Source organism: Microbacterium lacticum (genome assembly GCF_006716815.1).
Taxonomy (GTDB): domain Bacteria; phylum Actinomycetota; class Actinomycetes; order Actinomycetales; family Microbacteriaceae; genus Microbacterium; species Microbacterium lacticum.
Map to the genome: position 1 here is coordinate 151669 of NZ_VFPS01000004.1, position 26357 is coordinate 178025.

At 71.4% G+C, this 26357-nt stretch carries 26 protein-coding genes and 2 pseudogenes; 23 read left to right on the top strand and 5 right to left on the bottom strand.

What is annotated here, in order from left to right; genetic code table 11:
* Positions 1-5: 5 nt before the first annotated feature.
* Positions 6-470, top strand: coding sequence for a hypothetical protein (locus tag FHX68_RS12065; protein WP_141381128.1), 465 nt, complete (start codon positions 6-8; stop codon positions 468-470).
* Positions 467-1435, top strand: a complete 969-nt coding sequence (locus FHX68_RS12070; RefSeq protein WP_141381129.1) for a bifunctional riboflavin kinase/FAD synthetase — start codon at positions 467-469, stop codon at positions 1433-1435. Before FHX68_RS12065 ends, FHX68_RS12070 begins: the two co-directional genes overlap by 4 nt.
* 91 nt (positions 1436-1526) lie before the next feature.
* Here FHX68_RS12070 and deoC read toward each other — a convergent pair whose 3' ends face one another.
* Positions 1527-2243 carry a deoxyribose-phosphate aldolase gene (gene deoC, locus FHX68_RS12075; RefSeq protein WP_141381130.1) on the bottom strand — a complete coding sequence of 239 codons (717 nt, stop codon included), beginning with the start codon at positions 2241-2243 and terminating at the stop codon, positions 1527-1529.
* A 125-nt stretch (positions 2244-2368) separates the two neighbouring features.
* On the opposite strand from deoC, the gene FHX68_RS12080 reads away from it, so the two are divergent.
* Both FHX68_RS12080 and FHX68_RS12085 read left to right on the top strand, forming a co-directional pair.
* On the top strand, positions 2369-2581 hold the full coding sequence (locus tag FHX68_RS12080) for a heavy-metal-associated domain-containing protein (protein WP_141381131.1): 213 nt from the start codon (positions 2369-2371) through the stop codon (positions 2579-2581).
* The gene (locus FHX68_RS12085; RefSeq protein ID WP_141920254.1) at positions 2578-2880 is read left to right on the top strand and encodes a cation transporter; all 303 of its coding nucleotides are present in this window, start codon (positions 2578-2580) and stop codon (positions 2878-2880) included. The genes FHX68_RS12080 and FHX68_RS12085 overlap by 4 nt, the downstream gene beginning before the upstream one ends.
* Here the strand turns inward: FHX68_RS12085 and FHX68_RS12090 are convergent.
* On the bottom strand, positions 2852-3826 hold the full coding sequence (locus tag FHX68_RS12090; protein ID WP_141920133.1) for an IS481 family transposase: 975 nt from the start codon (positions 3824-3826) through the stop codon (positions 2852-2854). The genes FHX68_RS12085 and FHX68_RS12090 overlap by 29 nt on opposite strands.
* Before the next feature lie 226 nt (positions 3827-4052).
* On the opposite strand from FHX68_RS12090, the gene FHX68_RS12095 reads away from it, so the two are divergent.
* The 9 genes and pseudogenes from FHX68_RS12095 to FHX68_RS12125 all read left to right on the top strand — a co-directional run bounded on the left by FHX68_RS12095 (position 4053) and on the right by FHX68_RS12125 (position 13097).
* Complete coding sequence (locus tag FHX68_RS12095) at positions 4053-6017, top strand: heavy metal translocating P-type ATPase (RefSeq protein ID WP_425325866.1); 1965 nt, start codon at positions 4053-4055, stop codon at positions 6015-6017.
* Positions 6018-6317: 300 nt separating this feature from the next.
* Positions 6318-6686: an AMP-binding protein gene (locus tag FHX68_RS15585; protein ID WP_211345087.1), complete on the top strand. Its 369-nt coding sequence runs from the start codon at positions 6318-6320 to the stop codon at positions 6684-6686.
* Positions 6635-7196: pseudogene (locus FHX68_RS16370) on the top strand (class I adenylate-forming enzyme family protein); the annotation flags it as partial. The gene FHX68_RS15585 and the pseudogene FHX68_RS16370, both read left to right, overlap by 52 nt.
* Positions 7197-7435: 239 nt before the next feature.
* Positions 7436-7912, top strand: coding sequence for a phytoene desaturase family protein (locus tag FHX68_RS12105; protein ID WP_141379844.1), 477 nt, complete (start codon positions 7436-7438; stop codon positions 7910-7912).
* A pseudogene (locus FHX68_RS16405) lies at positions 7909-8340 on the top strand (RsbRD N-terminal domain-containing protein); the annotation flags it as partial. The gene FHX68_RS12105 and the pseudogene FHX68_RS16405, both read left to right, overlap by 4 nt.
* 13 nt (positions 8341-8353) lie before the next feature.
* Positions 8354-8491 (top strand): helix-turn-helix domain-containing protein, encoded by a 138-nt coding sequence (locus FHX68_RS16410; protein WP_188756962.1) that lies wholly within the window; start codon positions 8354-8356, stop codon positions 8489-8491.
* Between the two features lie 185 nt (positions 8492-8676).
* Positions 8677-10836: a DEAD/DEAH box helicase gene (locus tag FHX68_RS12115; RefSeq protein ID WP_141379846.1), complete on the top strand. Its 2160-nt coding sequence runs from the start codon at positions 8677-8679 to the stop codon at positions 10834-10836.
* Between the two features lie 162 nt (positions 10837-10998).
* Positions 10999-12027: a 6-phosphofructokinase gene (locus FHX68_RS12120; protein WP_141379847.1), complete on the top strand. Its 1029-nt coding sequence runs from the start codon at positions 10999-11001 to the stop codon at positions 12025-12027.
* A gap of 221 nt (positions 12028-12248) precedes the next feature.
* Positions 12249-13097: an endonuclease domain-containing protein gene (locus FHX68_RS12125; protein WP_141379848.1), complete on the top strand. Its 849-nt coding sequence runs from the start codon at positions 12249-12251 to the stop codon at positions 13095-13097.
* A 163-nt stretch (positions 13098-13260) separates the two neighbouring features.
* On the opposite strand, the gene FHX68_RS12130 is transcribed toward FHX68_RS12125, so the two are convergent.
* Positions 13261-15384: a S9 family peptidase gene (locus tag FHX68_RS12130; RefSeq protein WP_141379849.1), complete on the bottom strand. Its 2124-nt coding sequence runs from the start codon at positions 15382-15384 to the stop codon at positions 13261-13263.
* Between the two features lie 186 nt (positions 15385-15570).
* Between FHX68_RS12130 and FHX68_RS12135 the strand changes: the two genes are divergently transcribed.
* The 7 genes from FHX68_RS12135 to FHX68_RS12165 all read left to right on the top strand — a co-directional run bounded on the left by FHX68_RS12135 (position 15571) and on the right by FHX68_RS12165 (position 21877).
* The gene (locus FHX68_RS12135; protein ID WP_141379850.1) at positions 15571-16941 is read left to right on the top strand and encodes an inorganic phosphate transporter; all 1371 of its coding nucleotides are present in this window, start codon (positions 15571-15573) and stop codon (positions 16939-16941) included.
* Positions 16938-17270, top strand: coding sequence for a peptidase (locus FHX68_RS12140; RefSeq protein ID WP_141379851.1), 333 nt, complete (start codon positions 16938-16940; stop codon positions 17268-17270). The genes FHX68_RS12135 and FHX68_RS12140 overlap by 4 nt, the downstream gene beginning before the upstream one ends.
* A gap of 29 nt (positions 17271-17299) precedes the next feature.
* A complete protein-coding gene (locus FHX68_RS12145; RefSeq protein ID WP_141379852.1) occupies positions 17300-18208 on the top strand; it encodes a metallophosphoesterase in 909 nt (302 codons plus the stop codon).
* Between the two features lie 33 nt (positions 18209-18241).
* Positions 18242-18619, top strand: coding sequence for a MerR family transcriptional regulator (locus FHX68_RS12150; protein ID WP_141379853.1), 378 nt, complete (start codon positions 18242-18244; stop codon positions 18617-18619).
* Positions 18616-19608: an aldo/keto reductase gene (locus FHX68_RS12155; protein WP_141379854.1), complete on the top strand. Its 993-nt coding sequence runs from the start codon at positions 18616-18618 to the stop codon at positions 19606-19608. The genes FHX68_RS12150 and FHX68_RS12155 overlap by 4 nt, the downstream gene beginning before the upstream one ends.
* A 200-nt stretch (positions 19609-19808) precedes the next feature.
* Positions 19809-21266, top strand: coding sequence for an aspartate ammonia-lyase (locus tag FHX68_RS12160; RefSeq protein WP_141379855.1), 1458 nt, complete (start codon positions 19809-19811; stop codon positions 21264-21266).
* A gap of 89 nt (positions 21267-21355) precedes the next feature.
* Complete coding sequence (locus FHX68_RS12165; RefSeq protein ID WP_174799089.1) at positions 21356-21877, top strand: DUF4190 domain-containing protein; 522 nt, start codon at positions 21356-21358, stop codon at positions 21875-21877.
* A gap of 75 nt (positions 21878-21952) precedes the next feature.
* Here FHX68_RS12165 and FHX68_RS12170 read toward each other — a convergent pair whose 3' ends face one another.
* On the bottom strand, positions 21953-22816 hold the full coding sequence (locus tag FHX68_RS12170) for a fumarylacetoacetate hydrolase family protein (RefSeq protein ID WP_141379856.1): 864 nt from the start codon (positions 22814-22816) through the stop codon (positions 21953-21955).
* A 53-nt stretch (positions 22817-22869) separates the two neighbouring features.
* Here FHX68_RS12170 and FHX68_RS12175 point away from each other — a divergent pair, with 53 nt between their 5' ends.
* From FHX68_RS12175 to FHX68_RS12185, 3 genes are all read left to right on the top strand, one after another.
* Positions 22870-23556 (top strand): PrsW family intramembrane metalloprotease, encoded by a 687-nt coding sequence (locus FHX68_RS12175; protein WP_229661517.1) that lies wholly within the window; start codon positions 22870-22872, stop codon positions 23554-23556.
* A 216-nt stretch (positions 23557-23772) separates the two neighbouring features.
* Complete coding sequence (locus tag FHX68_RS12180; protein ID WP_141379858.1) at positions 23773-24141, top strand: FKBP-type peptidyl-prolyl cis-trans isomerase; 369 nt, start codon at positions 23773-23775, stop codon at positions 24139-24141.
* 94 nt (positions 24142-24235) lie between these two features.
* Positions 24236-24799: a YceI family protein gene (locus tag FHX68_RS12185; protein WP_141379859.1), complete on the top strand. Its 564-nt coding sequence runs from the start codon at positions 24236-24238 to the stop codon at positions 24797-24799.
* Between the two features lie 98 nt (positions 24800-24897).
* Here the strand turns inward: FHX68_RS12185 and FHX68_RS12190 are convergent, their stop codons facing one another.
* Positions 24898-26238: an MFS transporter gene (locus FHX68_RS12190; protein WP_373288701.1), complete on the bottom strand. Its 1341-nt coding sequence runs from the start codon at positions 26236-26238 to the stop codon at positions 24898-24900.
* Between the last annotated feature and the right edge of the window lie 119 nt (positions 26239-26357).

The following is a 26357-nucleotide window of genomic DNA, read 5'->3' on the forward strand; positions in this document are numbered from 1 at the left end:
AGGTCATGTCTACCCTCGGCACCTCCTCGCCCGCCCGCATGACGGGCATCGGCCGGGTGCTCGTGGTGGTCTACGCGATCATGGCGCTCGCGGCGACGGGACGCTCCGCGGTGCAGATCCTCGAAGACTGGGACAACGCGCCGCTCGCCTACGCGCTGTCGGCCGCCGCCGCCCTCGTGTACATCCTCGCGACCGTCGCCCTGGTGAGATCGGATGCCCGGGGCTGGTACACCGTCGCCTGGATCGCGATCTCGTTCGAGCTCGTCGGTGTGCTGGTCGTCGGCACGCTGAGTCTCACGCACCCCGAACTCTTCTCGCACGACGCGACCGTCTGGTCGGGGTACGGGTACGGGTATTTCTGGGTGCCGCTCGTGCTGCCCTTCGTCGGCATCTGGTGGCTGGTGACGCACCGGGGCGGTGCGCCCGTGTACGAGCCGCAGGAAGCGGTCGAAGAGAGGTCGAGCTGGTGAACGTCTTCCGCGCGCCGGGCGAGGTGCCCGCCGGGTTCGGGCCGAGCGTGGTCGTCATCGGCAAGTTCGACGGCGTCCACTCCGGGCATCGGGCCGTGATCGACCGCGCCCGCGTCACCGCGACGGACGCGGGGGCACGCGTGGTCGCGGTCACGTTCGACCGCAACCCGCTGAGCCTCCTGTGCCCCGAGCTGTGCCCCGATCCGCTCTCGAGCGTCGATCAGAAGCTCGAGCTGCTCGCCGACGCCGGCGTCGACGCGACGCTCGTGCTCCGCTTCGACGCCGACCTCGCAGGCCTCGCCCCGCGCGCCTTCGTCGAGCACGTGCTCGTCGACGCCCTCGGAGTGGTGATCGTGATGGTCGGCGACGACTTCCGCTTCGGCCGCGGGGGAGCGGGCGACCCGGCGCTGCTCGCCGAGCTCGGTGCCGAGTTCGGCTTCGACGTCGACGTCGTGGGCGACGTGCAGGGCGGCGGCCGCCGCGTCTCGTCGACCTGGGTGCGCGACCTGTTGACGGACGGCGACGTCGAGGGCGCCGCGCGCCTGCTCGGTCGCCCGCACGCCGTGGCGGGCGAGGTCGTCCACGGACTCAAGCGCGGGCGCGAGCTCGGCTTCCCGACCGCGAACCTGTCGCCGGATGCCGAGGGGTTCATCCCCGCCGACGGCGTCTACGCCGGGTGGCTTGTCGACCTCGGCCCGGCGTCCGCGGCATCCGACACCCGCGCGCCCGTCACGCGCTACCCCGCGGCGATCTCGGTGGGCACGAATCCGACGTTCGACGACGTGCCGACGCGGCAGGTCGAGGCGTACGTGCTCGATGAGACGACGCTCGACCTGTACGGCCACCGCGTGCAGATCCTGTTCACGCACCGCATCCGCGGCATGGTCGCGTTCGAGGGGATCGACCGGCTCATCGCGCAGATGACCGACGACGTCGCGCGCGTGCGGGTGGCGCTCCGCGCCTGATCGGGGGCGGAGCCTGGGGCCCCGGCGGGACCGCGGCTCGGCGTCTGCTCCCCGGCGGGCCCGCGGGGCGGACCGGCCGGGGATCCGTGCGTCAGTACGAGGTGTCGTCGACGGCGCCGGTGGCTTCGTCACCGGCATCCACGCGGCGGGCCTCGCCGAGGATCACGGCGCTGCCGCTCGTGCCGAGGCGCGTCGCGCCGGCGCCCAGCATGGCGAGGGCGTCGGCGTAGCTGCGCACACCGCCGGAGGCCTTGACCTGCACCTCGGGGCCGACGCTCGCGCGCATCAGCTCGACGTGCGGCACGGTCGCGCCGCCGCCGGCGAACCCGGTCGAGGTCTTCACGAAGTCGGCGCCGCCCTGCTCGGTGAGGCGGCTGCCGCGGGCGATCTGCTCGTCGTCGAGGAGCGCGGTCTCGAGGATGACCTTGGTGATGTGACCGGATGCCGCGTCGACGACCGCGGCGATGTCGGCGACGACCTGGTCGTCGAATCCCGAGCGGAGCGCGCCGATGTTGATCACCATGTCGAATTCGCTCGCGCCGTCGGCGAGGGCCTGACGCACCTCGGCGACTTTCGCAGCCGTCGAGGTCGTGCCGTGCGGGAAGCCGATGACGGTGCCGACGGCGACGCCCGTGCCCGCGAGGCGCTCGACGGCGTGCGGGATGTCGCTCGGGCGCACGCACACGCTGAACACCTTCCACTCTGCGGCGATGTCGAGCTCGGCGTCGACGTCGGCCCGGGTGAGCTCGGGCTTGAGGATCGCGTGGTCGATGGTCGCGGCGAGGGCGCGTTCGGTGATCGTGGCCATGGTTCCAGCGTACGCGAGGGGACCGTGGTCGGCGGAGTCGCTCGGGAATACCCCAAGGGGGTATCCTGTTCTCGAACGCTGGAGCGGGTCGCAGCCGGCGACCGGCAGCAACGGAGGAGAGCGGAATGACCGAGCAGACCTACGCCGTCGAGGGAATGACCTGTGCGCACTGCGCGGGCGCCGTCTCGCGCGAGGTGCGCCGCATCGAGGGCGTGTCCGACGTGCGCGTCGACGTCGCCGCGGGAACGCTCACCGTGGGCGCGACCACCCCCGTCTCCGACGACGCGATCGCCGCGGCGGTCGACGAGGCCGGGTACACGGTCGTCACCGCTCGATGAGCGCCGCCGTCGGCACCGCCGCGCGCGCGGGGGGATCGCGCGCGGAGGCCGTGCTCGACATCGAAGGGATGACCTGCGCGAGCTGCGTGGCGCGCGTCGAGAAGCGCCTGCAGAGACTCGACGGCGTCGAGGCATCCGTCAACCTCGCCACCGAGTCGGCGCGCATCGACTACCCCGCCGACCTCGACGCCGACGCGCTCGTCGCGGCCGTGCGGGAGGCGGGTTACGAGGCATCCGTTCGTCGCGCGCCGGCGTCGCGGGATGCTGCGCCTAGCTGTACTGACCTCGACCGTTGTTGATTCGGTCGATGGGGGTTTTGCCTCCGATGCCGAGGTGGTGCCTGTCTAGGTTGTAGTAGTCGAGCCAGGTCGTCAACCCTGCTTTTCGGTCGTCGTTCGAGCTCCAGGGGCGGGCGTAGGCCCACTCGGTGGCGAGGGTGCGGTTGAGGCGTTCGACTTTCCCGTTGGTCCAGGGGCAGTGCGGTTTGATGAACCGCTGTCGGATGCCGTGCGCGTCGACCACGGCCTTGAACGCGGCCGAGTGGCGGTAAGCGAACGCGTTGTCGCTGATGACGCGTTCGACTGTGACGCCGAGGCGCGCGTAGAACGCGATCGCGCGGTCGAGGACGCCCGCCGCGGTGGTGCCTTTCTCGTCGTCGTGGATCTCCGCGTAAGCAACTCGGGAATGGTCGTCGATGACGGTGTGCACGTAGTCGTAACCCAGGCCCCGCTTGCGCGCAGGACGTTGCCCGCGGCCATGCAGACGCCATCCGCCGCCGTCGGGGATACGGCCGAGTTTCTTCACATCAACGTGGATCAGGGACCCGGGATGATCATGCTCGTAACGCTGCGCGGATCGGCGGGTCGCGCGGATCACGGACCCCGTGACCGGGTCCAGCTCCCGCAGCAACGGCACGTGGTGGCGGCGCAACACCCTACCGACCGTTGAGGCCTGCAAGCCGAGCTTGTCAGCGATGAACACCGGCCCACGCCGAGTGAGGTGCCGCATGATCCGCACCCTCGCCTCCACGCACGCTTTGGTCTGGCGAGGGTGGGAGCGGGCGACGCTGGAACGATCGATCAGGCCCGCCGGGCCGCACTCCCGGAACCTGCGCCACCACCGCCACGCGGTCGTGCGGGAGATCCCCATTTCCGCGGCAACATGCGCGACCGCACGCCCCGACTGGATGCGCTGAACCATGATCAACCGGCCGGCCGGAGTCAGCCGGGCATTAGCGTGAGACAAGAGAGACCTCCGTGCGTTTGAGCTGAAGAACTTAGACAGCTCCAACTCGACCCCGGAGGTCTCTCCTACGTCAACAACGATCTGGGTCAGTACACCTAGCGGCCCCGAACTGAGCGACGCCGCGCCGCTCGACGACGAGGCCGCCGCGACCGAAACGCCCGCGCCTGCCCGCGCCTCCGCTCGCTTTGCGGGGGCGACGCTCCGCACCCGCCTGCTCGTCAGCGCGGTGCTCGCGGTGCCGGTCGTCGCGCTCGGCATGGTTCCGGCGTGGCAGTTCCCCGGCTGGCAGTGGGTCTCGCTCGTGCTGGCGACACCGGTCATCCTCTGGGGCGGCTGGCCGTTCCATCGGGCGACGTTCGCGAACGCGCGACACGGCGCGATGACGATGGACACGCTCATCACGCTCGGCACCGGCGCGGCCTACCTCTGGAGCGTCTGGGCGCTCCTGTTCGGCACCGCGGGCCGCATCGGCATGCGCCACGACGGCGGACTGTTCGACCCCGTGCACGATCCGTCGTCGCTGGTCTACTTCGAGGTCGCCGCGGCCGTCACGGTGTTCCTCCTGCTCGGCCGGTTCGTCGAGCAGCGCTCCAAGCGCCGCGCGGGCGCCTCCGTGCGCGCCCTCATGGAGCTCGCCGCGAAGGACGTCGAGCTCGAAGACGGCACGCGGGTGGACATCACCCGTCTGCGGGTCGGCGACCGGTTCGTGGTGCGTCCGGGCGAGAAGGTCGCCACCGACGGCGTCGTCGCGGAGGGACGCGCATCGGTCGACGAGAGCATGATCACCGGGGAGTCGGCCCCCGTCGAGGCATCCGTCGGCAGCGCCGTCACGGGCGGCACGCTCGCGGTCGACGGACGCCTGATCGTCACCGCGACCTCGGTCGGCGACGACACGAGGCTCGCGCACCTCGCGCGGCTCGTCGAAGACGCGCAGGCCGGAAAGAGTCGCGTGCAGCGGCTCGCCGACCGCATCTCGGCGGTGTTCGTGCCGATCGTGATCGCGCTGTCGGCCGTGACCCTCCTCGTCTGGATGCTCGTCGGCGGATTCAGCGGCGAGAGCGTCGCCGCCGGGTTCACCGCCGCCGTCGCGGTGCTGATCATCGCCTGCCCCTGCGCACTCGGCCTCGCGACGCCGATCGCGATCCTGGTCGGCACCGGGCGCGGGGCGCAGCTGGGTGTGCTCATCACGGGGCCCGAGGCGCTCGAATCGGCCGAGCGGATCGACACCGTCGTGCTCGACAAGACCGGCACCGTCACTTCGGGGGAGATGACGGTGGTGTCGCTCACGCCGATCGGCGGGGCGGATGCCACGGAGGTCGCCGCACTCGTCGGCGCCCTCGAACACGCGTCGGAGCACCCCGTCGCCCGGGCCATCGCCGCGCTCGCGGGCGGGGCGGCCGCAGGCTCGCTCGCGGGGGAGGGTGGTGCGCCGCTCGCCGTGACCGACTTCGCCGGCCTCGCGGGCCGCGGAGTCACCGGCACCGTCGACGGGCACGCCGTGTTCGCCGGACGTCCGGCGTTCGCCGCCGAGCAGGTCGGCGTGCTCGCCGAGGTCAGCACCGCTGCGGTGGCTGCGGCGGTCGCCGCCGCCGAGGAGCGGGGCGCCACCGCCGTCGTCGCGGGGTGGGACGGCGCGATCCGCGCGGTGATGGCGGTCGGCGACACGGTGCGCCCCGACACCGCGGCAACGGTCGGGCGCCTGCGCCAGATGGGCCTCGACGTCGTCCTCCTCACGGGCGACAACGAGGGCGCCGCGCAGGCGGCGGCAGCGGTCGCGGGCATCGACGAGGTCATCGCGGGCGTGGTGCCGGAACAGAAGGTCGCCGAGATCGCCCGTCTGCAGGCATCCGGTCACCGCGTCGCGATGGTCGGCGACGGCGTCAACGACGCGGCCGCCCTCGCGACCGCCGACCTGGGTCTTGCGATGGGCGGGGGAACGGATGCCGCGATGCACGCGAGCGACATCGCGCTCGCCGGGCACGGGCTCGCCCCAGTCGTCACGGCGCTCTCGCTCAGCCGCCGGACGATGCGGGTCATCCGCGGGAATCTGTTCTGGGCGTTCGCGTACAACGTCGCGGCTCTGCCGCTCGCGGCCCTCGGCCTGCTGAACCCGATGATCGCGGGCGCCGCGATGGCCTTCTCGAGCGTCTTCGTGGTGCTCAACAGCCTGCGCCTGCGCTCCGCCGCCTGACGGCGCGCTCTCCCCGCGCCGCCGCCTCGTCCCCTCGAGACCCCCTCCACCTCGCGAGAAACCACTTTCGCCGCGAGAAACCACGCGCGCCGTGGTTTCTCGGGGGTGCGATGGTTTGTCGGCGAGGGGCGGCCGGCGGCAGCGCGCGCGGGGGAGTGTGCACGGTGCACAGCGGGGGCCGTGGAGTGGGCCAATCGTGGCGACGTGCCCAGGGTCGTCCGTCCGTAGTGTCGTCGTGTTCCCGCGGGAGCGGCGCCCGAGCCGCTCCCGCACTGACCGCCCTCGGCGTGGAGGGGTCTCATGACCGTCGCCGCCGACCTCACCTATCTGCCCTGGGTAGGACCCGCCGCGGGCACGGATGCCCCGTGCGTGCGCGACGAGCGCCGCGAGCTCAGCTACCGCGACATCGAGCGCGCCGCCGCGGCGGTCGCCGAGCAATTCGCCGAACACGGCGTCGGCCGAGGAGACGTCGTCGCCGTCATGCTGCCGAACTCCGTCGAACTCCTCGTCGCCGTGCTGGCCGCGTGGCGGCTCGGCGCCGCCGCCACCCCCGTGAACCCAGCGCCGAGCACGCGGAGGACGCCACCGCCGCCGCCGCCGCCGTCCAACCCGACCAGCTCGCACTCCTCGTCTACACGAGCGGGTCGACGGGGCAGCCCAAGGGGGTGATGCTCGACCACGCGAACCTCGCGGCCATGGCCGCCCAGGCGACGCGTCATTTCGCGATGACCGAGCGCGATCACGCTCCTCGTGCTGCCGCTGTTCCACGTCAACTCGCTCTGCCTCTCCTTCTGCGCACCGCTCAGCGTGGGCGCGCAGGTCAGCGTGCTCGAACGCTTCGCGCCCGACACCTTCGTCCGAGCGCTCGCCGAACGACGCCCGACCTACTTCTCCGCCGTCCCCGCCGTCTTCGCCCGCCTCGCCGCCCTCCCCGAGGAGGCGCCGGTGGATGCCTCGAGCCTGCGCTTCGCGATCTGCGGCGCGGCCCCGGCGAGCCCCGAACTGCTCGCGCGCTGCCAAGACCGCTTCGGACTCGTCATCACCGAGGGGTACGGGCTGACCGAGGCGACCTGCGCGTCGGCGTGCAATCCGCTCGACGGACCGCGCAAGCCGGGGGCGGTCGGCCGCGCGATCGCCGGTCAGCGGATCTCGATCGTCGACCCTTCCGGCCGGCACCTTCCCGCGGGGGAGCGCGGCGAGGTCGTCATCAGCGGCCCGACCGTGATGCGCGGCTACCTCAACCGACCCGAGGCGACCGCCGAGGTGCTGCGCGACGGATGGCTGCACACCGGCGACGTCGGCATCGTCGACGACGACGGATACCTCCGCATCGTCGACCGCATCAAGGACATGATCATCCGCGGCGGCGAGAACCTGTACCCGAAGGAGGCACGATCCGGCTCCGCCCGTGGAGCTGGGTGCCCGGCACGGCCGGCGACCGTCACGCCGCCGAGATCCTGGACTATTGGATGCCGCCGCGCACCGCGAAGGCGTATCGCCGCTTCCGCCCGGGTCCCGCCGCGTTCAAGGTCGACCTCGCCGTCGCCGAGGACGTGCCGTGGCGCGACCCGGAGGTCGGGCGCGCCGCGATCGTCGCGCAGATCGAGCGGTTCGCGCCCGGGTTCCGCGAGCGCATCCTCGCCCTCCGGGTGCAGTCGGCCACGCAGATGTCGCGCGAGAACCCGAACTTCGTCGGCGGAGACATCCTCACCGGTGCCAAGACGCCCGTGCAGTTCCTCACCGGACCGCGCGTCTCGCCGTTCCCGTACGATACCGGCGTGCCCGGAACGTACCTCTGCTCCGCCGCGACCCCGCCGGGGCCGGGCATCCACGGAACGAGCGGGGCGAACGCGGCCGAGCGGGCCCTCCGCCGCCTCGGGGTGGCGAGCGCATGAGCGAGACGGATGCCGGAGAGGAGGCCGAGCTGACGCGTCGGCAGCTCGTGCTCGTGGCGGAGAGCCTGGATGCCCGTCTGCCGGAGATCGTGCGGGACATGCGCGATCTGCTCGTCGCGAGCATCGGCGAACTCGGCGGGGATCCGCAGCTGGTGGAGATGCTGCAGGCGAGCATCGAGGGCAACGTCTCGACGATCTGCCACATCCTCGCCAACGACATCGACATCGACAACCTGCAGCCGACGACCGCGGCCGCCGAATACGCGATCCGTCTCGCGCAGCGGGATGTGCCGGTCAGCGCCCTCACCCGCGCCTATTACCTGGGGCAGTCGATGTTCCTGCGGCTCGGGATCGACGCCGTCGAGGAGCTCTCGGCGGGGGAGGAGCAGCGTATCTCGCTCGTGCGGGCCGTCGCCGAGACCGTCCATCGGTACATCGACTGTGCGCACCGCCGAGGAGCTCGGCGTCCACCGCAACACGGTGCGCCAGCGCGTGACGCGCTTCGAGGCGGGGCGTGCCGGGCCCATCGACCGGGTCGAGCTGACGCTGGCGCTGTGCCTGCATGCCGCCTTCGGCTAGACTGTGAGCCGAGATTCCCGCGTCCCCGTCGCCGCAGCTCGCAGAAGCGAGTACCCGCAGCCGGATCCGCAGGTCTCGCGCATTTCCCCGCGGCATCCGCCGCGGACTTCGACCGGCCGGCCCGTCACGCAACTGATGGGGCCGGTGTCACGCCGGTTCGCCCGGCTTTTCAGCTCAGGAGGAGCATGCCGCCCACGGCATCCACCGCGCCCGCCCGTCGGCGCGGCGCATCGAACCGGGGGTCGTCCGCCCGTCGCGACGACGACGCCCCCCTCATCCCGATCCTCGCCCGCAAGGTGCGCGAGGTCGAGGCCAAGGCCCAGCGCGGAAAGCTCGGGCCCACCAACCGCGTCAAGTTCCAGGTGATCGCCTTCCTCGTCCGCGAGGAGCGCGCCCGCGTGAAGGCCGACGAGGAGATCCCCGCCGCCGCGCGCGCCGAGCTGCTCAAGCGCCTCGACGGCGTCGCGACCATCCTCGCCAAGACGGCCGCCCGCGACACCTCGCTCATCCAGCTGCTCGAGGTCGACCAGGCCACCTCGCCGGTCGCCAAGCGCATGCGCCGCGACTGGCTGCTCGAGTCGGGGGCGGAGCTCCCCGAGGACGAGCTGATCATCACCGACGTGGCGCCCGTGCAAACCTCCGTGGTCCCCGCCGCCGTCGCGTCGCGCCAGGTGACCCCGCCGCAGATCGACGCGCGCCGCGAGGCGAACCCGTTCCTCGCGCCCGACGTGGCGCTGCGCGCCCCGGCATCCACCGCCCGTCGTCGCCTCGACGGCTGGGAGCTCATGGGCCCGCTGTACAAGGCGTTCGAGACCGGCGCCGGCGGAGCGAACGCCTCGATGGAGCTGCCGCCCGTCCCCGAGTTCGACCGCCTCTCGCCCAAGGGGCTCGAGATCATGCCGCACCAGTCGCGGTTCCTCGAGTCGGTGCGCGCGGGACACCGCTCGTTCCTCCTCGCCGACGAGCCGGGACTCGGCAAGACGGCCGAGTCGGTGCTCGCGGCATCCGTCGCCGGCGCCTACCCGCTGCTCGCGGTCGTGCCGAACGTCGTCAAGATGAACTGGGCGCGCGAGGTCGAGCGGTGGACGCCGCAGCGCCGTGCGACGGTCATCCACGGCGACGGCGACCAGGTCGACGCCTTCGCCGACGTGTTCATCGTCAACTACGAGGTGCTCGACCGGCACCTGTCGTGGCTCTCGTCGCTGGGCCTTCGCGGCATGGTGGTCGACGAGGCGCACTTCATCAAGAACCTCGGCTCGCAGCGCTCGCAGAACGTGCTCGCGCTCGGCGCGCGCATCCGCGAGCAGGTGAGCGACCCGCTCATGCTCGCCCTCACCGGCACACCGCTGATCAACGACGTCGAGGACTTCGACGCGATCTGGCGCTTCCTCGGCTGGACGAACGGCGAGAAGCCCGGTCCGGAGCTGATGGCGAAGCTGGATGCCACGGGCTTCACCCCCGCCGACAAGGCCTTCTATCCCGAAGCGCGCGACGCCGTCATCTCGATGGGCATCGTGCGCCGCAAGAAGAAGGACGTCGCCGCCGACCTCCCCGACAAGCTGATCGCCGATCTGCCCGTCGAGCTCGACGACGAGTACGGCCGCTCGATCCGTGAGGCCGAGCGCGAGCTCGGCGAGCGGCTCGCGGCCAAGTACCGCCGCATCATCGAGGCGCGCGGTGACCGGGTCATCCGCGGCGAGGCCGATGACGACATCGTGCGCCTCGTCGCGCACGGCGAGCTCGAAGAGGCCAAGGCCGCCGGTGCCGGCGCCGACAACGTGTTCACCATGGTGCGGAAGATCGGTCAGGCGAAGGCCCTGCTCGCGGCCGACTACGCCGCGCAGCTGCAGCGCTCGGTCGGCAAGGTCGTGTTCTTCGCGAAGCACATCGACGTGATGGATGCCGCGGAGGCGCATTTCGCGCAGGCGGGGCTTCGCACCGTCTCGATCCGCGGCAACCAGACGACCACCGCCCGCCAGCAGGCCATCGACGCATTCAACAACGATCCGGACGTCGCGATCGCGGTCTGCTCCTTGACTGCCGCCGGCGTCGGGGTCAACATGCAGGCGGCCTCGAACGTCGTGCTCGCCGAGCTGTCGTGGACGGCCGCCGAGCAGACCCAGGCGATCGACCGTGTGCACCGGATCGGGCAGGACGAGCCCGTCACGGCGTGGCGGATCATCGCGGCGCACACGATCGACACAAAGATCGCCGAGCTGATCGACTCGAAGCAGTCGCTGGCCGCACGCGCCCTCGACGGCGAGCAGGTCGACCCGACCTCGAGCGATTCGGTGCAGCTGTCGGCGCTCATGCATCTGCTCCGCCAGGCGCTCGGAGCCGACTGAGGCATCCACCCCGCGTCGCGCCCCGGCGCGGAGCGCGCACCGAGCCCGCCGTCTATTTAGGACGGCGGGCTCGGTGGCATCCGCGCCCGTTCCGGCGATAGTGTCGACAGAGGCAGCGACGCCCCTGACATCCCCAGCGACATCCAACCGAAGGATCCCCACATGAAGATCGGCATCCTCACCAGCGGCGGCGACTGCCCCGGCCTGAACGCGGTCATCCGCGCCGTGGTCCTCAAGGGCACCACGACCTACAACATCGAGTTCGTCGGCATCCGCGACGGCTGGCGCGGCGTCGTCGACGGCGACTTCTTCCCGCTGACGCGGCACGAGGTGAGGGGCCTGTCCAAGGTCGGCGGCACGATCCTCGGCACCTCGCGCACGAACCCCTACGAGGGCCCCCGCGGCGGCGCCGAGAACATCAAGGCGACGCTCTACGCCCACCACATCGACGGCATCATCGCGATCGGCGGCGAGGGCACCCTCGCGGCGGCGAACCGGCTCTACAACGACGGCATCAACGTCATGGGCGTGCCGAAGACGATCGACAACGACCTGCGCGCGACCGATTACTCGTTCGGTTTCGACACCGCAGTCAACATCGCCACCGAGGCGATGGACCGCCTGCGCACGACCGGCGACTCGCACAAGCGCTGCATGGTCGCCGAGGTCATGGGTCGCCACGTCGGGTGGATCGCGCTGCACTCGGGCATCGCCGCGGGCGCGCACGTGATCTGCATCCCCGAGGTGCCGATGTCGATCGACGAGATCACCGCGCAGGTGCAGAAGGCCCACGACCGCGGCCGCGCGCCGCTCGTCGTCGTGTCGGAGGGCTTCACCCTCACCGGCATGGACGAGGCCTACAGCGACAAGGGGCTCGACGCCTTCAACCGCCCGCGCCTGGGCGGCATCAGCGAGATCCTCGCGCCCGAGATCGAGCGCATCACGGGCATCGAGACGCGTGCGACCGTGCTCGGCCACATCCAGCGCGGCGGCTCGCCGTCGGCCTTCGACCGCGTGCTCGCGACGCGGCTGGGCCTGCACGCGGCCGACGTCGTCGCGGAAGAGGCCTGGGGCCAGATGGTCTCGCTCAAGGGCACCGACATCGTGCGCGTGCCGTTCGAGGACGCGCTCGGCGAGCTCAACACCGTGCCGCTGTACCGCTACGAAGAGGCCGCCGCGCTCTTCGGGTGACGCTCGCGCGTCACGGACGCAGGACAAATCACCGTGGCAGGACGGAATCCACCGGATCCGTCCTGCCTTCGTGATTTGTCCTGCCTCGGTGATGTGGCGTGGGGTGATGTGGCGTCGCGTGGGGGCCGGCGCCTCCTCCCCAGGCGGGTGGATGCCAGGGTTCTCCACCGATCGCGCCGATCGCGTCCCACGGGCGAGAGCTCCGCGCGATGCTGGCGGGCATGAGATCGCACGCAGAGCTCGTCGCCTGGCTGCACGCCCGGGGCGGGATCGCCCACACGACGGCTCTCCGCGACGCCGGCTTCACGACCCATGGCATCCGCCAGGCGGTCCGCGGGGGCGCCGCGCACTGGGAGCGGCGGTCGTGGTTGGCGCTCGCCGGCGCCGATCCGGTGCTCCGACAGGCGGCGGCGCTCGGCGCGCGCGTCACCTGCCTCACGGCGGCCGCGCGGGCGGGGCTGTGGACGCCCGCGCACGACGAGCTCCACCTCTCGGTGCCGCCGACGGCCGCCCGGCGCGACCCGACCGGCGTGCGCCTGCACTGGGGAGTCGCGCCGATGCCGGTCGCCCGCACCACCCTGATCGAGCCCGTCATCAACGTCCTCGCGCACGTCGCGGGGTGCGCCGCGCCCGCCGACGCGCTGTGCGTGTGGGAGTCGGCGCTCCGAAAGGGCGCCGTGCAGCCGGGAGTGCTCACCGGCGTGCGGTGGCGGGGATCTGCGCAGCAGCTAGCAGCACTGGCATCCGTCCTGTCCGATTCGGGGCTCGAGACGCGCTTCGTCGTGCTCATGCGCGGGCTGGGTGTGGAGGTGCGCCAGCAGGTGTGGATCGACGGGCATCCGGTCGACGGGCTCATCGGGGAGCGCCTGGTCGTGCAGCTCGACGGCTTCGCGCACCATCAGGGTGCCGATCGTCGACGCGACCTCCGTGCCGACGCGCGCCTCGTGCTGCTCGGCTACACGGTGCTGCGCTTCGACCTCGTGCAGCTCCTCTTCCACCCCGACGAGGTCGTCGCGACGATCGCCACGGCCCTCGCGCAGCAGCGCCACCTGACGCCGGCGCTGCGCTGACCCCGCCTCGCCGCGCATCACCGGCGCAGGACAAATCACCGGCGCAGGACGAAACCAGCCCGAGGCATCCTGCCTCCGTGAGATCTCCTGCCTCGGTGATGCTCCACACCACCGCCACATGCCCCACGCAGCCACCGGGCCAGGCGAAGCGGATGCCCCGGACTCAGTCCTCGGCGAGGCCGAGCACGTCGAGCAGCCACGCCAGCTCGAACGCGCGCTGGTGCCAGGCGTTGTAGCGGCCCGAGACGCCGCCGTGTCCGGCGACCATCTCGCACTTGAGCAGCGCGTCCGCTCCCACCGCGCGCAGGCGCGCGACCCACTTCGCCGGCTCGACGTAGTACACCCGGGTGTCGTTGAGCGAGGTCGTCGCGAGGATCCGCGGGTAGTCGACGCCCTCGCGCACGTTCTCGTACGGCGTGTACGTCTTCATGTACTCGTAGACCGACGGGTCGTGCAGCGGGTCGCCCCACTCGTCCCATTCGATGACCGTGAGCGGCAGCGACGGGTCGAGGATCGTCGTCAGGGCATCCACGAACGGCACGTCGGCGAGGATGCCGGCGAACAGCTCCGGCGCGAGGTTCGCGACGGCGCCCATCAGCAGCCCCCCGGCCGAGCCGCCTTCGGCGACGAGCAGCGCGGGCGAAGTCACATCGGATGCCACGAGGTGGCGCGCGACCGCAACGAAGTCGGTGAAGGTGTTGCGCTTGTGCTGCAGCTTGCCGTTCTCGTACCACGCCCGGCCGAGCTCGCCGCCGCCGCGCACGTGCGCGATCGCGAAGACGACCCCGCGGTCGAGCATCGACAGCCGCGCGACGGAGAAGCCCGGCTCGATCGAGTGCTCGTACGAGCCGTAGCCGTAGAGGTGCACGGGGCGGGCCTGCCCCGTGCCGGGCTCGCCGAACGAGCGCCTCCACACGAGCGAGACCGGCACGAGCGTGCCGTCGTCGGCGCGCACCCACTCGCGGCGCTGCGCGTAGTCGGAGGGCGAGTAGCCGCCGAGCACGGGCTGCCGCTTGCGCAGCAGGAACTCGCCGGTCGCCACGACGTAGTCGTAGACGGTGCCGGGCGTGATGAACGAGCCGTAGCCGAGGCGCACGATCGGCGTCGCCCACTCGGGGTTGCCGCCCGCGCCGGCCGCGTAGAGCTCTTCGTCGAAGTCGAGCTCGTCGATCGCGCCGGTCTCGTAGGAGAGGATGCCGAGGCGCGCGAGCCCCTCGCGGCGGTACGACACGACCGCCCAGTCGCGGAACGCCGACACGTCGAGAAGCCGCCGCCCGGGCTCGTGCGCCGAGATGACGGTGCGCGGCCCGGTCGGGTCGTCGGCGGCGACGCGGACGAGTTCGAAGTCGAGCGCGCCGTCGTTGTGCACGATATAGAGCACGTCCTCGCCGCCGACGACGGCGTGGGTCGCCGCGTACTCGACCCCTTCGCGGCGCGGCCAGATCGAGCGGGGCGGCGTGCGGAGGTCGGATGCCGGCACGAGGTATTCCTCGGTCGTGATGGAGGAGCCCACGTCGATCACGAGGTAGTGCTCGCTGCGGGTGAAGCCCGCCCCGACCCAGTACCGTTCGTCGGGTTCGTGGAAGAGGCGGACGTCCGCGGTGGCATCCGTTCCCACCTCGTGCAGCCATACCGAGTCGGGCCGCCAGGCGTCGTCCATCGTCGTGTAGACCACGAACCGGCCGTCGGGCGAGAAGCAGGCGCCCGCGGAGGTGTTCTCGACGACGTCGTCGAGGTCGGCGCCGGTGGCGAGGTCGCGCACGCGCAGCGAGTAGCGCTCGTCGCCCTCGACGTCGACGCCGTACAGCAGCCGGGTGCCGTCGGTGGAGACGTCGAAGCTGCCGAGCGAGAAGAACTCGTGGCCGGCCGCGGCCTCGTTGCCGTCGAGCAGCACCTGCTCGCCGGGCACGTCGACGCCGGGCGTCAGCGCCGGGGGAGTCCAGTCCTCCGGGGAGGCGAGCGGTGCGCGGCAGTGGATGCCGTACTGCTGCCCCTCGACCGTGCGGCCGTAGTACCACCACTCGCCCTGCCGGGTGGGCACCGACAGGTCGGTCTCGCGGGTGCGCGAGCGGATCTCCTCGAAGATCCGCTGGCGGAGCGGGGCGAGGTGCGCCGTGCGGGCCTCGGTGTAGGCGTTCTCGGCCTCGAGGTGGGCGATCACGGCGGGGTCCTGTTTGGCGCGCAGCCACTCGTAGTCGTCGACGACGTCGTCGCCGTGATGCGTGCGGGTGGTCGGGTGGACGACGGCGCGGGGTGCCGCGCTGCCGCCGAGAGGGGCGCTGCTCACCCTTCCACGCTAGTCGACGCCGGGGTGCGGGGGCCGTTTGCTCCGGCTCCCGCGTCCCGCAGACACGCCGCGATGTGCGAAGATTTCTGAGGTCCGGTTGCCGGAGCATGAACCCACGGTGAACTCTTCGTTCGCACCGCCGATTCCGTCGGCTCCCTTTTTCCTCTCTCCCGACGAAAGCGAACTGTGGAAACCGCTGCCCTCATCGTCGTGCTGGTGATCGTGCTGGCGCTCTTCTTCGACTTCACCAACGGCTTCCACGACACGGCGAACGCCATGGCGACGCCGATCGCGACCGGTGCGCTCAAGCCCAAGGTCGCCGTCATGCTCGCCGCGAGTCTCAACCTCGTCGGCGCGTTCCTGTCGACGGAGGTCTCCAAGACCATCTCGCACGGGATCATCCGCGAAGACCAGATCACACCGATCGACTTCCTCCCGATCATCTTCGCCGGGCTCATCGGTGCGATCGTCTGGAACATGCTCACCTGGCTGCTGGGCCTTCCCTCCAGCTCGTCGCACGCGCTGTTCGGCGGCCTGATCGGCGCCACGCTCGTCGGCGCGAGCGCGCAGGCGATCGATTTCGGCATGGTGCTGAGCAAGGTCGTGCTGCCCGCGCTCATCGCCCCGTTCACGGCCGGGGTGATCGCCTTCCTCGCGACCCGCCTCGCCTACGCGATCACCCGCCGCTACGACAACAAGCCCGACGGCCGCGACGGGTTCCGCTGGGGCCAGATCTTCACCTCATCCCTCGTCGCCCTCGCGCACGGCACCAACGACGCGCAGAAGACGATGGGCGTCATCACCCTCGCCCTCATCATGGTCGGCTGGCAGGATGCCTCGCACGCCGATCCCCAGACCTGGGTGATCTTCGCGTGCGCGTTCACGATCGCGCTCGGCACGTACATGGGCGGCTGGCGCATCATCCGCACCCTCGGTAAGGGGCTCACCGACGTCAAGCCCGCGCAGGGCTTCTCGGCCGAGACCTCCACGGCCGCCACGATCCTCGCCTCGAGCGCGCTCGGCTTCGCCCTCTCGACGACGCAGGTCGCCTCGGGCTCGGTGATCGGCTCGGGTCTCGGCCGCCGCGGATCGACGGTGCGCTGGGGGACGGTCGGGCGCATCGCGGTCGGCTGGGTGCTGACCCTGCCCGCCTCCGCCGCGGTCGGCGCGTTGGCGGCGCTCCTCGTCGTATGGTTCGGCCCGTGGGGCATCCTCATCGACGCCGTGCTCGCGGTCATCGTCATCGTGGGCCTCTTCCTGCGCTCGCGCCGCGACCAGGTCGACGCCGGCAACGCGATGAGCGAAGTCGCCGACTCGGGCCACGCGGTCAAGGTGCCGCGCAAGGCCCCGCCAACCCGCCGCCAGCGCGCGATCGCGCGCGAGGAGGCGCGGCTGAAGGCCGAGGCCGAGGCCCGCGCGAAGGCGGAGCGTAAGCAGCAGAAGGCCCGCGAGAAGCAGCAGGCCAAGGCGGATGCCCGCCGGGTCGCCGACGATCGGCGCGGGGCGGAACGCAGTGGCTCCGAACATGGCAGCGAGGGGAAGGGATCGCAGCGATGAGCATCGAGGTCGACTGGTTCGCATTCGTGCAGGTGTTCGTCGCCGCCCTGATCGGCGCGCTCCTGGTGGTCGGCTTCTACGCGATGGGCCTGCGGCTGCTCGTGCGCGCGGGCCGGGCGCCGGTCGTCGCGCCGGCGGAGTTCACCGACGCGATCACCGTGATCAGCGAGAAGGATGCGCGCCGCGCGGCGAAGGCGGCGGCCAAGGCCGCCGAGAAGAGCCCGCTCACCGACGCGCAGAAGCAGGCGGCGCTGGTGGGCGCGTACGCGTCGTTCACGATGTGCGCGCTCGCGGTGCTGGCGGGCCTCGCGCTCATCGTCGTCAAGTGAGTGTCGCGGTGTCGGCCTAGGCTGAGGCCATGGTCTCGGCGCACCCGCAGTTCGGTCAGCATCCGCCGGCGCGGCGCGTGATCGTCCACCTCAGCGATACGCACCTGCTCGCCGGCAATCGGCCCCTCGGAGGCCGCTACGACACCGCCGCGAACCTCACCGCCACCCTCGCGGCGGTCGAGCGCACCGGCGTCCGCCCCGATGCGATCGTCTTCACCGGAGACCTCACCGACCTCGGCGAGCCCGAGGCCTACGCGGCCCTGCGCGCCGAGGTCGAGCCGTTCGCCGCCCGCCTCGGGGCACCGCTCGTGTGGGTGGCCGGAAACCACGACGAGCGGCCCGCGCTGCGCGCCGCACTCCTGGGCGCCGCGCCCACCGAGGAGCCGGTGACGGGGGTGTGGGACCTCGACGGCCTGCGTTTGATCGCGCTCGACTCGACGGTGCCCGGGTGGCACCACGGCGACCTCGACCCGGGCCAGCTCGAGTGGCTCCGCGGCGTGCTCGCCGAACCCGCCCCGCTCGGCACGATCCTGGCCCTCCACCACCCGCCGCTGCCGAGCCACATCCCGTTCTTCGACATCCTCGAGCTCCGCCATCAGGACGCGCTCGCCGGCGTCATCGCGGGCACCGACGTGCGCGCGATCCTCGCCGGGCACCTGCACTACTCGACGTCGGGCACGTTCGCGGGGGTGCCGGTGAGCGTGGCATCCGCCACCTGCTACACGATGAACCTGCAGCGCCCGCCCGCAGAGGTCAACGGCATGGATGCCGGGCAGTCGTTCCATCTCGTGCACGTCTACGACGACACGATCACCCACGCCGTCGTGCCGGTCGGCGAGGCCGAGACGGCCGAGTTCTTCTCCGCGGAATGGCTCGAGCGGATGGCGGCGCTCAGCCCCGACGAGCGCCTGGAGGCCTTTTCGCGCAAACCCGCTTGACTTCGAGCGCGCTCGAAGTTCTACCGTGAAGGCATGACCCTCCTCCACGAAGGACTCCCGATCGCCGAGGCGTCGGCCGCGACGGGAGTCTCGGCGCACACGCTGCGGTACTACGAGCGTGCGGGCCTCATGCTGACGCCGGTCGATCGGGCATCCTCGTCGCACCGTCGGTACTCCGACGCCGACATCGCCTGGGTGCGGTTCCTCACCCGCCTGCGCTGGACCGGGATGCCGATCGCGGACATGCGCCGCCACACCGACATCGTCCGCGCGGGCGATGCGACCATCGCGGAGCGCCGCGAGCTGCTCGTGCGGCACCGTGCCGCGGTGCGCACGCAGCTGGAGGAGATCACGGCGAGTCTCGCCGCCATCGACCACAAGATCGACATCTACGACAGGGAGATCTCATGAAGACCACCGTTCTGGGCACCGGGACCGACGCCCCGCTCACCGTCGGCCGGCTCGGCCTCGGGCTGATGGGCATCAGCGCGTTCTACACCGGCGCGGGGCAGGACGACGCCGGCGGCGCGCGCACGATCCTCGGCGCCCTCGACCGCGGTGTCACGCTCCTCGACACGGCCGAGATGTACGGGCCGTACACGAACGAGGAGCTCCTCGGGCAGACGCTCGCCGAGGCCGGACGCCGCGACGAGGCCGTCATCGCGACGAAGTTCGGCACCATCCGCCACACCGAGGGCGACGCGCCCGGCCTCGACGGCTCCCCGGCGAACGTCCGCCTCGCGGTCGAGGGCTCGCTGCGGCGCCTCCGCACCGACCGAATCGACCTGTACTACCAGCACCGGATGGACCCGGCGGTGCCGATCGAGGAGACCGTCGGCGCGCTCGCCGAGCTGATCGCGGAGGGGAAGATCCGCGGATACGGCCTGTCCGAGGCATCCGTCGCGACGATCCGCCGAGCGCACGCCGTGCACCCGGTCACCGCCGTCCAGACCGAGTACTCGCTCTGGACGCGTGACCCCGAGACGGAGCTGCTGCCCGCCCTCCGTGAGCTCGGCATCGGCTTCGTTCCGTACTCGCCGCTCGGCCGCGGCTTCCTCACCGGCGCGATCCGCTCGGTCGACACGCTCGACGAGAAGGACTTCCGCCGCAGCAACCCGCGGTTCGCCGACGGCGCCCTGGATGCCAACCTGGCCATCGTCGAGGTGATCGAGCGTGTCGCGGCCGAGGCCGGGGCGACGCCCGCGCAGGTCGCGCTGGCCTGGCTGCTGGCGCAGGGGGAGGGGATCGCGCCCATCCCCGGCACCCGCCGCCTCGAGCGACTGGAGGAGAACATCGGAGCCGACGCGCTCGTGCTCACGCCGGCGCAGCTCGCGGAGCTCGACGCGGTCGCCGCACCCGTCGGCGACCGCTACGCGGACATGTCCGCCGTCAACCGCTGACGCGCCGGCCGCAGGGCCACTGAGGCGCCGCGGGGCCACGGAGGCGCCGCGGGGCCACGGAGGCGCGCGGCCGCCGAACGCCTCCGCCGCGGCGGAGCGTCCCCGCATCACGTTGTACACGACGTACAGCGAGGTGCGGGGTCGGCGGGGTTAGGCTCGGGGGGACCCATCCGAGGCGACGACCCACAAGGACAGCACTCATGGCACAGGACGCAGCGACGCGCACCGAGACCGACTCCCTGGGATCCATGGAGATTCCCGCCGATGCCTACTGGGGCATCCACACCGCCCGCGCTCTGGAGAACTTCCCCATCTCCATGCGCCCGATCTCGGTCTACCGTGATCTCGTCAAGGCGCTCGCGATGGTCAAGCAGGCCTCCGCCCGCGCGAACCGGCAGATCGGCGTGCTCGACCCGGCCCTCGCCGACCTCATCGACCGGGCCGCGCAACGGGTGATCGACGGCGAGTTCCACGATCAGTTCGTCGTCGGCGTCGTGCAGGGCGGCGCCGGCACGTCGACCAACATGAACGCCAACGAGGTCATCACCAACATCGCTCTCGAGATGGCGGGCCGGCAGAAGGGCGACTACGCCTTCCTCTCGCCGATCGACCACACGAACCGCTCGCAGTCGACCAACGACGTCTACCCGACGGCGGTGAAGATCGGCCTGAGCCTCGACCTCGTCACGCTCCTCGAAGAGCTCGACCTGCTGAAGCAGTCGTTCATGGGCAAGGCCGTCGAGTTCCACGACATCCTCAAGATCGGTCGCACGCAGCTGCAGGACGCCGTGCCGATGACCCTCGGGCAGGAGTTCCACGGCTTCGCCACGACGCTCGGCTACGACCACCAGCGTCTCACCGAGAACGCGAACCTCATGTTCGAGATCAACATGGGCGCCACCGCGATCGGCACGGGCATCACGACCCACCCGGGCTACGCCCCCGCGGTGCTCGCGCACCTGCGCGAGATCACCGGCCTCGACCTCGTCACCGCCGACGACCTCGTCGAGGCGACGAGCGACACCGGGTCGTTCATGTCGTTCTCGTCGACCCTCAAGCGCAACGCGATGAAGCTGTCGAAGATCTGCAACGACCTGCGGCTGCTCTCCTCGGGACCGCAGGCCGGGCTCGGCGAGATCAACCTGCCCGCGCAGCAGGCGGGGTCGTCCATCATGCCCGGCAAGGTCAACCCGGTGATCCCCGAGGTCGTGAACCAGGTCGCCTTCTCGGTCGCCGGCGCCGACCTCACCGTGACGATGGCCTCCGAGGCCGGGCAGCTGCAGTTGAACGCCTTCGAGCCGATCATCGCGCACTCGATCTTCCAGTCGATCACCTGGATGCGCCGGGCGATGCGCACCCTCCGCGTGCACTGCGTCGACGGCATCACCGCCAATCGCGACCGCCTGGGGGCGATGGTCGGCTCGTCGGTCGGCGTCGTGACGGCGCTCACCCCCTTCATCGGCTACGCGGCATCCGCCGCCCTCGCCAAGACCGCGCTGCTGACCCACCGCAACGTCGGCGACCTCGTCGTCGAGGCGGGGCTCATGACCCGCGAAGAGGTGGACAAGCAGCTCTCGCCGGCGCGGCTGTCGGGGTTGGAGGCGATCACGCAGGCAATCCCGGTGATCCAGACGGCCGAGAACCTCGTCGAGAGCTGACGGCGCGGGCGCTGGCACGGGCGGCGACGGACCGATAGCGTCGGAGGGCCGGGACACCGGCGCGATTTTCCGCAACCCAGGAGGCCGACATGACCGACCCCAACACCCCCGACGCCACGCCGCCCGCGAACCAGGGCGGCGCGCAGCCGACCCCGCCCGCGCAGCCGGCACAGCCCGCATACGGCGAGTACGCCCCGACGACCCAGCCGCCGGCGGCGCCCGCCTACGGTCAGAACGCGGCGCCCGCCTACAGTGCGCCCGCCTACAACGCCGCGCCCGCGTACAACGGCGCGGCCGGTGGCGGCACGGTGCCCGGCAAGACCCTCGGCATCGTGGCGTTCATCGTCTCGTTCTTCTTCGGTCCGCTCGGTCTCATCCTCGGCATCGTCGCGCTCGTGCAGTCGAAGAAGGCCGGCCGGGGCAACGGCTTCGCGATCACCGCGATCATCATCGGCGCGATCTCGGTGGTCGTCGGTCTCATCGTCATCTTCGCGGTGATCGTGCCGTCACTGAACGCCGCGACGACCTGCCTCAACGACCCGACCGCCGTCGTGCAGGTGTGGGGCGTCGACCTCTCCTGCCAGGAGGTCCTGGAGCAGTCGAACCGCTGATCCGCACGGATCCGCACGGTGACCTGAAGGCGCCGACATCCCCGACATCGTCGAGGGGTCGGCGCCTTCGGCGTCTCAGCCGAGCACCCGGCAGTGCGTCGTGAGTTCGCCGATGCCGTCGACGCCGACCGTCACGGTGGAGCGGTCGCGGAGGAAGATCTGCGGGTCGCGCGAGTAGCCCGCGCCGCCGGGGCTGCCGGTCGAGATGAGCGTTCCCGGCAGCAGCGTCGCCGAGCGGGAGAGGCTCGCCACGAGCGCCGGGACGGAGCGGATCATCTGGCTCGTCGAGGCATCCTGCACCGTCTGCCCGTCGACGACGGCCCAGATGTGCAGGTCGCCGGGGTCGCCGATCTCGTCGGCGGTGACGACGAACGGGCCGTTCGGGGTGAACCCGTCGAACGACTTGCACCGCGACCACTGCGCCTCGGAGAACTGGATGTCCCGCGCCGTGATGTCGTTGACGACGGTGTATCCCCACACGTGCGCGAGCGCGTCGGCCGGCGCGACGTCCTTCGCGGCGCGGCCGATCACGACGCCCAGCTCGGCCTCGTAGTCGATCGACTCGCTGAGCGTGCGCGGCCAGACGGTCGTCTCCTCGTGCGCGGAGAGCGAGTTCGGCCACAGCACGAACACGGTCGGCGCCGAGTCGGCCTTGAGGCCCAGCTCGCTCGAGTGCGCGGCGTAGTTCAGGCCGATCGCGAGCACCACCGGCGGCGCGTCGACGGCCGGTCCGTAGGTCACCTGGTCGAGCGGGATGCCGGTGACGCCCGCCGCGGCGGAGCGCACGCGCGCGAGCAGCTCGTCGCCGCCGTCGATGAGCGCCTGCAGCCGTCGCGGTGCGCCGGGGAAGAGGTCGCCGACGAGTGCGGCCGTGCCCTCCTGCACGACGGCGAGCTCGGCATCCGTCGAGCCGGGCGGGCGGATGTGGGCGAAACGCATGGCCCCAGGCTAGCCGCCGCGCGGGCGAGGCCGGTGGCGTCTGGCGGCCCGCGGTGGCCGCGCCTTGGGCTGAGCCGCATGGACGAACGGAGGCGCCGCTCGTCGGGGCGGGGTTCACGTTCACCGAGAACATCCTCTACTTCGCGACGAGCCTCATCGAGGGCGGCCTCTCGGAGACCGCCTTCACGTTCGTCCTCCGGGGCATCCTCTCGCCCTTCGCGCACGTGATGTTCACCGCGGTCACCGGCCACGCGATCGGTCGCGCCGCGCGCGCGGGGGCGACGGTGCGCGCCGCCGCCGGGGCGGGGCTCGTGGGCATGCTCTGCGCCGCGGCGCTCCACGCGCTGTGGAACGGGTCGGCCCTGTTCGCCGACTTCTTCCACCTGTACATCACGCTGCAGGTGCCGCTGTTCATCGCGTTCGTGCTGGGGTTCATCGCGCTGCGGCGCGAGGAGGCGCGTCTCACGCGGCAGCGGCTCGGCGAGTACGCGCAGGCGGGATGGTTCACGCCCGCCGAGGTCGACCTGCTCGCGACCGGATCGGGGCGCCGTCGCGCGACCGCGTGGGCGCGCACGCTGCCGGGCGACCGTTCACGGCAGATGAAGACGTTCATCGCCGAGGCCACCTCGCTCGCCGCGGCGCGACAGCGTGCCAGCACGGGCCGAGACCCCGGCGCCGTGGCCGACGAGCGCGCCCGCCTCGGCCGCACCGTCGCCGCGCCCGCCGCGCTGTTCGCCTGAGCCCGCCGCCGCCCCGGACAAGGTGCCGCCCCGGACAAGGTGCCGCCCTGGACAAGGTGCCGCCCTGGACGAAACTCAGCGCCCGGTGCCGCGGCGATGCCTGCGTGACTCCCGAGCGCTGAGCTGGTCTGCCCCCATTGTCGCGGCGCGTTCCGAGCGTGTCAAGGATCGGCGACACCCGGGCATCCGCACCGCATCCGTGCTTGGATGGATGCCATGACTGAAGAGCGCTCCAAGCCCGAGTTCGACGCCCCCTCCGGCCCCGCTCCCTCCGAGCTGGTCATCCGCGACATCATCGTCGGTGACGGCGCCGAGGCGAAGCCGGGCGACACCGTCACCGTGCACTACGCCGGCGTCGAGTACGACTCCGGCGAGGAGTTCGACTCGTCGTGGGGTCGTGGCGAGTCGATCCAGTTCCCGCTGCGCGGCCTCATCCAGGGCTGGCAGGACGGCATCCCCGGTATGAAGGTCGGCGGCCGTCGCGAACTGATCATCCCGCCGCAACTGGCCTACGGCCCCGCCGGTGGCCACTTCCTCGGCGGCAAGACGCTGATCTTCATCATCGATCTGCTCGCCGTCGACTGACCGTTCGGAGAATATTTACATTCGTGGGAATAGATGGTCTGCAGGTGGGCGTTGGCCCCCTGCAGCCCATCTCCCGTTCTGTGAAGGAAGAATCATGACCGACTCCACCACCACCGTCGACGTCCCCGGCTACAAGTCCGGCACCTGGGTGCTCGACCCCTCGCACAGCGAGGTCACGTTCAGCGTCCGCCACATGATGATCTCGAAGGTGCGCGGCGAGTTCGGCCGGAAGAGCGCCACGATCACCGCTCCCGCCAACCCGCTCGAGGCGACCGTCACCGCGTCGGTCGACGCCGCGTCGATCTCGACGAACGACGAGAACCGTGACAACCATCTGCGCTCGGCCGACTTCTTCGACGTCGAGACCTACCCGACGATCGACTTCGTCTCCACGGGCGTCCGCTACGAGAAGGGCGACTTCCTCGTCGACGGCGACCTCACGATGCACGGCGTCACCAAGCCCGTCACCTTCACGGTGGAGTTCGGCGGCTTCGGCACGGACCCGTGGGGCAACTACAAGGCCGGCGCCACCGCCACGACCGTCATCAACCGCGAGGACTTCGGTCTGACCTGGAACGCCGCGCTCGAGACCGGCGGTGTCCTGGTGGGCAAGGACGTGACCATCACGCTCGACCTGCAGGGTTCGCTGCAGGCCTGATCACCGCCGGCCCCTGGGCCGGTACCCGGAAGCGGATGCTGCGCATGCGGCATCCGCTTCCGTCGTCTTCGCGGGCCTCCGTTGCGGCCCTGCTGCGGCTACGGGGTCGGATGCTCCGCGTCGTACGCGCGGAAGCCCGGGTTCAGGCGCACCAGCACGCCGACGAGCGCGACGATGACGAGGCCGCCGACGAGCGAGGGAACCCACAGGGCGGTGAGCGTCGCGAGCGTGCCCGCGTAGAGCGCGCCGACGCGCGGACCGCCCGCGACCACGACCATGAACACGCCCTGCAGGCGCCCGCGCATCGTGTCGGGGACGGCGGCCTGCATCATCGTGGAACGGTAGATCGCGCTGACGTTGTCGGCGGCGCCGGTGACCGCGAGCGTGATCATCGCCAGCACGATCAGCGCGATGTTGGCGTGCGACTCGTCGACGCGCTCCGGCGCGAACCAGCCGAGCGCGCGGGCCGCGAGCACGAGGCCGAACACGGCGGTCGCCATACCGAACACCTGGATCGAGCGCTGGATGCCGATGCCGTGCCAGCGGTACCGTCCGATCGGGCCGGAGAAGAGGCTCGACGCGAACGCCCCCGCCGCGATCGAGGCGGTGAGGGCGCCCGTCGTGATCGGGCCGCCGCCGAGCAGCACGGCGCCGATCGCGGGGAAGAGCGCGATCGGGTGACCGAAGGTCATCGCCGTGATGTCGAGGATGTACTGCAGGCGGATGTTCGGGGCGCGCTTCAGGAATCGCATCCCGTCGCGCAGCGACTCCAGGCCCGGCCGCACGATCTCGCCCTCCGGGCGGATGCGGGGGAGGGTCCACAGGCCCAGGAACAGGCTCGTCATGAGCACGACGTCGATCGAGTAGGTCCACGCGTAGCCCGTGAATGCGACGAGCACGCCCGCGAGCGCGGGGCCCGCCATCACCATGATCCCGACCGTGATGCCCTGCAGGGCCGCGGCGGCCGGGAGCAGCTCGCGGGGGAGCAGTCGCGGCGTGATCGCCGACTTCGTCGCCCCCACGATCGAGTTCGCCGCCGACAGGGCGAACAGCCACCCGACGCTCTCGTGCCCCGACCAGGCGAGGATCGCGAGCAGCAGCGTGGAGACGAAGGTCACGGATGCCGCGATCAGCGCGACGAGGCGGCGGTCGAAGGCATCCGCCAGCATCCCTCCGTACAGGCCCGCGATGATCATCGGGACGAGCCCGACGACCGCGACCATCGACACGGCGAACGTGTCGCCGGTGAGCTCGTAGACGTGCAGCATGACCGCGACGATCGTGAGCTGGCCGCCGAGCCCGGCGAGGGTCGACCCGACCCAGAGGCGCGCGAAGGCGGGGCTCACCCGGAACGGGCGGAGGTCGATGAAGTGGTCGCGTCGCAGGCGCGGCAGCGCACGCCGGCGGGTGCGCGGGTCGTCGCGGGTCGGATGCGGCACCCATCGAGCCTACGAGTTCCGCGGGTGGTGTCGGCGCTGGTAGACTCTTCAGGTTGCCGTTGGATCGGCCGCGGATAAAGAGAGCCCACGCATCAGGCGTCGGGCGCCGCGCAACAAGG

What these genes read in the sequence shown, in the direction of transcription:
- deoC (WP_141381130.1), bottom strand. Translation starts at nt 2,243, where the DNA reads ATGGCCACGATCACCGAACGCGCCCTCGCCGCGACCATCGACCACGCG.
- FHX68_RS12145 (WP_141379852.1), top strand. Translation starts at nt 17,300, where the DNA reads ATGGTCTCGGCGCACCCGCAGTTCGGTCAGCATCCGCCGGCGCGGCGC.
- FHX68_RS12185 (WP_141379859.1), top strand. Translation starts at nt 24,236, where the DNA reads ATGACCGACTCCACCACCACCGTCGACGTCCCCGGCTACAAGTCCGGC.
- FHX68_RS12140 (WP_141379851.1), top strand. Translation starts at nt 16,938, where the DNA reads ATGAGCATCGAGGTCGACTGGTTCGCATTCGTGCAGGTGTTCGTCGCC.
- FHX68_RS12165 (WP_174799089.1), top strand. Translation starts at nt 21,356, where the DNA reads ATGACCGACCCCAACACCCCCGACGCCACGCCGCCCGCGAACCAGGGC.
- FHX68_RS12120 (WP_141379847.1), top strand. Translation starts at nt 10,999, where the DNA reads ATGAAGATCGGCATCCTCACCAGCGGCGGCGACTGCCCCGGCCTGAAC.
- FHX68_RS12155 (WP_141379854.1), top strand. Translation starts at nt 18,616, where the DNA reads ATGAAGACCACCGTTCTGGGCACCGGGACCGACGCCCCGCTCACCGTC.
- FHX68_RS12160 (WP_141379855.1), top strand. Translation starts at nt 19,809, where the DNA reads ATGGCACAGGACGCAGCGACGCGCACCGAGACCGACTCCCTGGGATCC.
- FHX68_RS12115 (WP_141379846.1), top strand. Translation starts at nt 8,677, where the DNA reads ATGCCGCCCACGGCATCCACCGCGCCCGCCCGTCGGCGCGGCGCATCG.
- FHX68_RS12125 (WP_141379848.1), top strand. Translation starts at nt 12,249, where the DNA reads ATGAGATCGCACGCAGAGCTCGTCGCCTGGCTGCACGCCCGGGGCGGG.
- FHX68_RS12170 (WP_141379856.1), bottom strand. Translation starts at nt 22,816, where the DNA reads ATGCGTTTCGCCCACATCCGCCCGCCCGGCTCGACGGATGCCGAGCTC.
- FHX68_RS12085 (WP_141920254.1), top strand. Translation starts at nt 2,578, where the DNA reads ATGAGCGCCGCCGTCGGCACCGCCGCGCGCGCGGGGGGATCGCGCGCG.
- FHX68_RS12150 (WP_141379853.1), top strand. Translation starts at nt 18,242, where the DNA reads ATGACCCTCCTCCACGAAGGACTCCCGATCGCCGAGGCGTCGGCCGCG.
- FHX68_RS12080 (WP_141381131.1), top strand. Translation starts at nt 2,369, where the DNA reads ATGACCGAGCAGACCTACGCCGTCGAGGGAATGACCTGTGCGCACTGC.
- FHX68_RS12065 (WP_141381128.1), top strand. Translation starts at nt 6, where the DNA reads ATGTCTACCCTCGGCACCTCCTCGCCCGCCCGCATGACGGGCATCGGC.
- FHX68_RS15585 (WP_211345087.1), top strand. Translation starts at nt 6,318, where the DNA reads ATGACCGTCGCCGCCGACCTCACCTATCTGCCCTGGGTAGGACCCGCC.
- FHX68_RS12180 (WP_141379858.1), top strand. Translation starts at nt 23,773, where the DNA reads ATGACTGAAGAGCGCTCCAAGCCCGAGTTCGACGCCCCCTCCGGCCCC.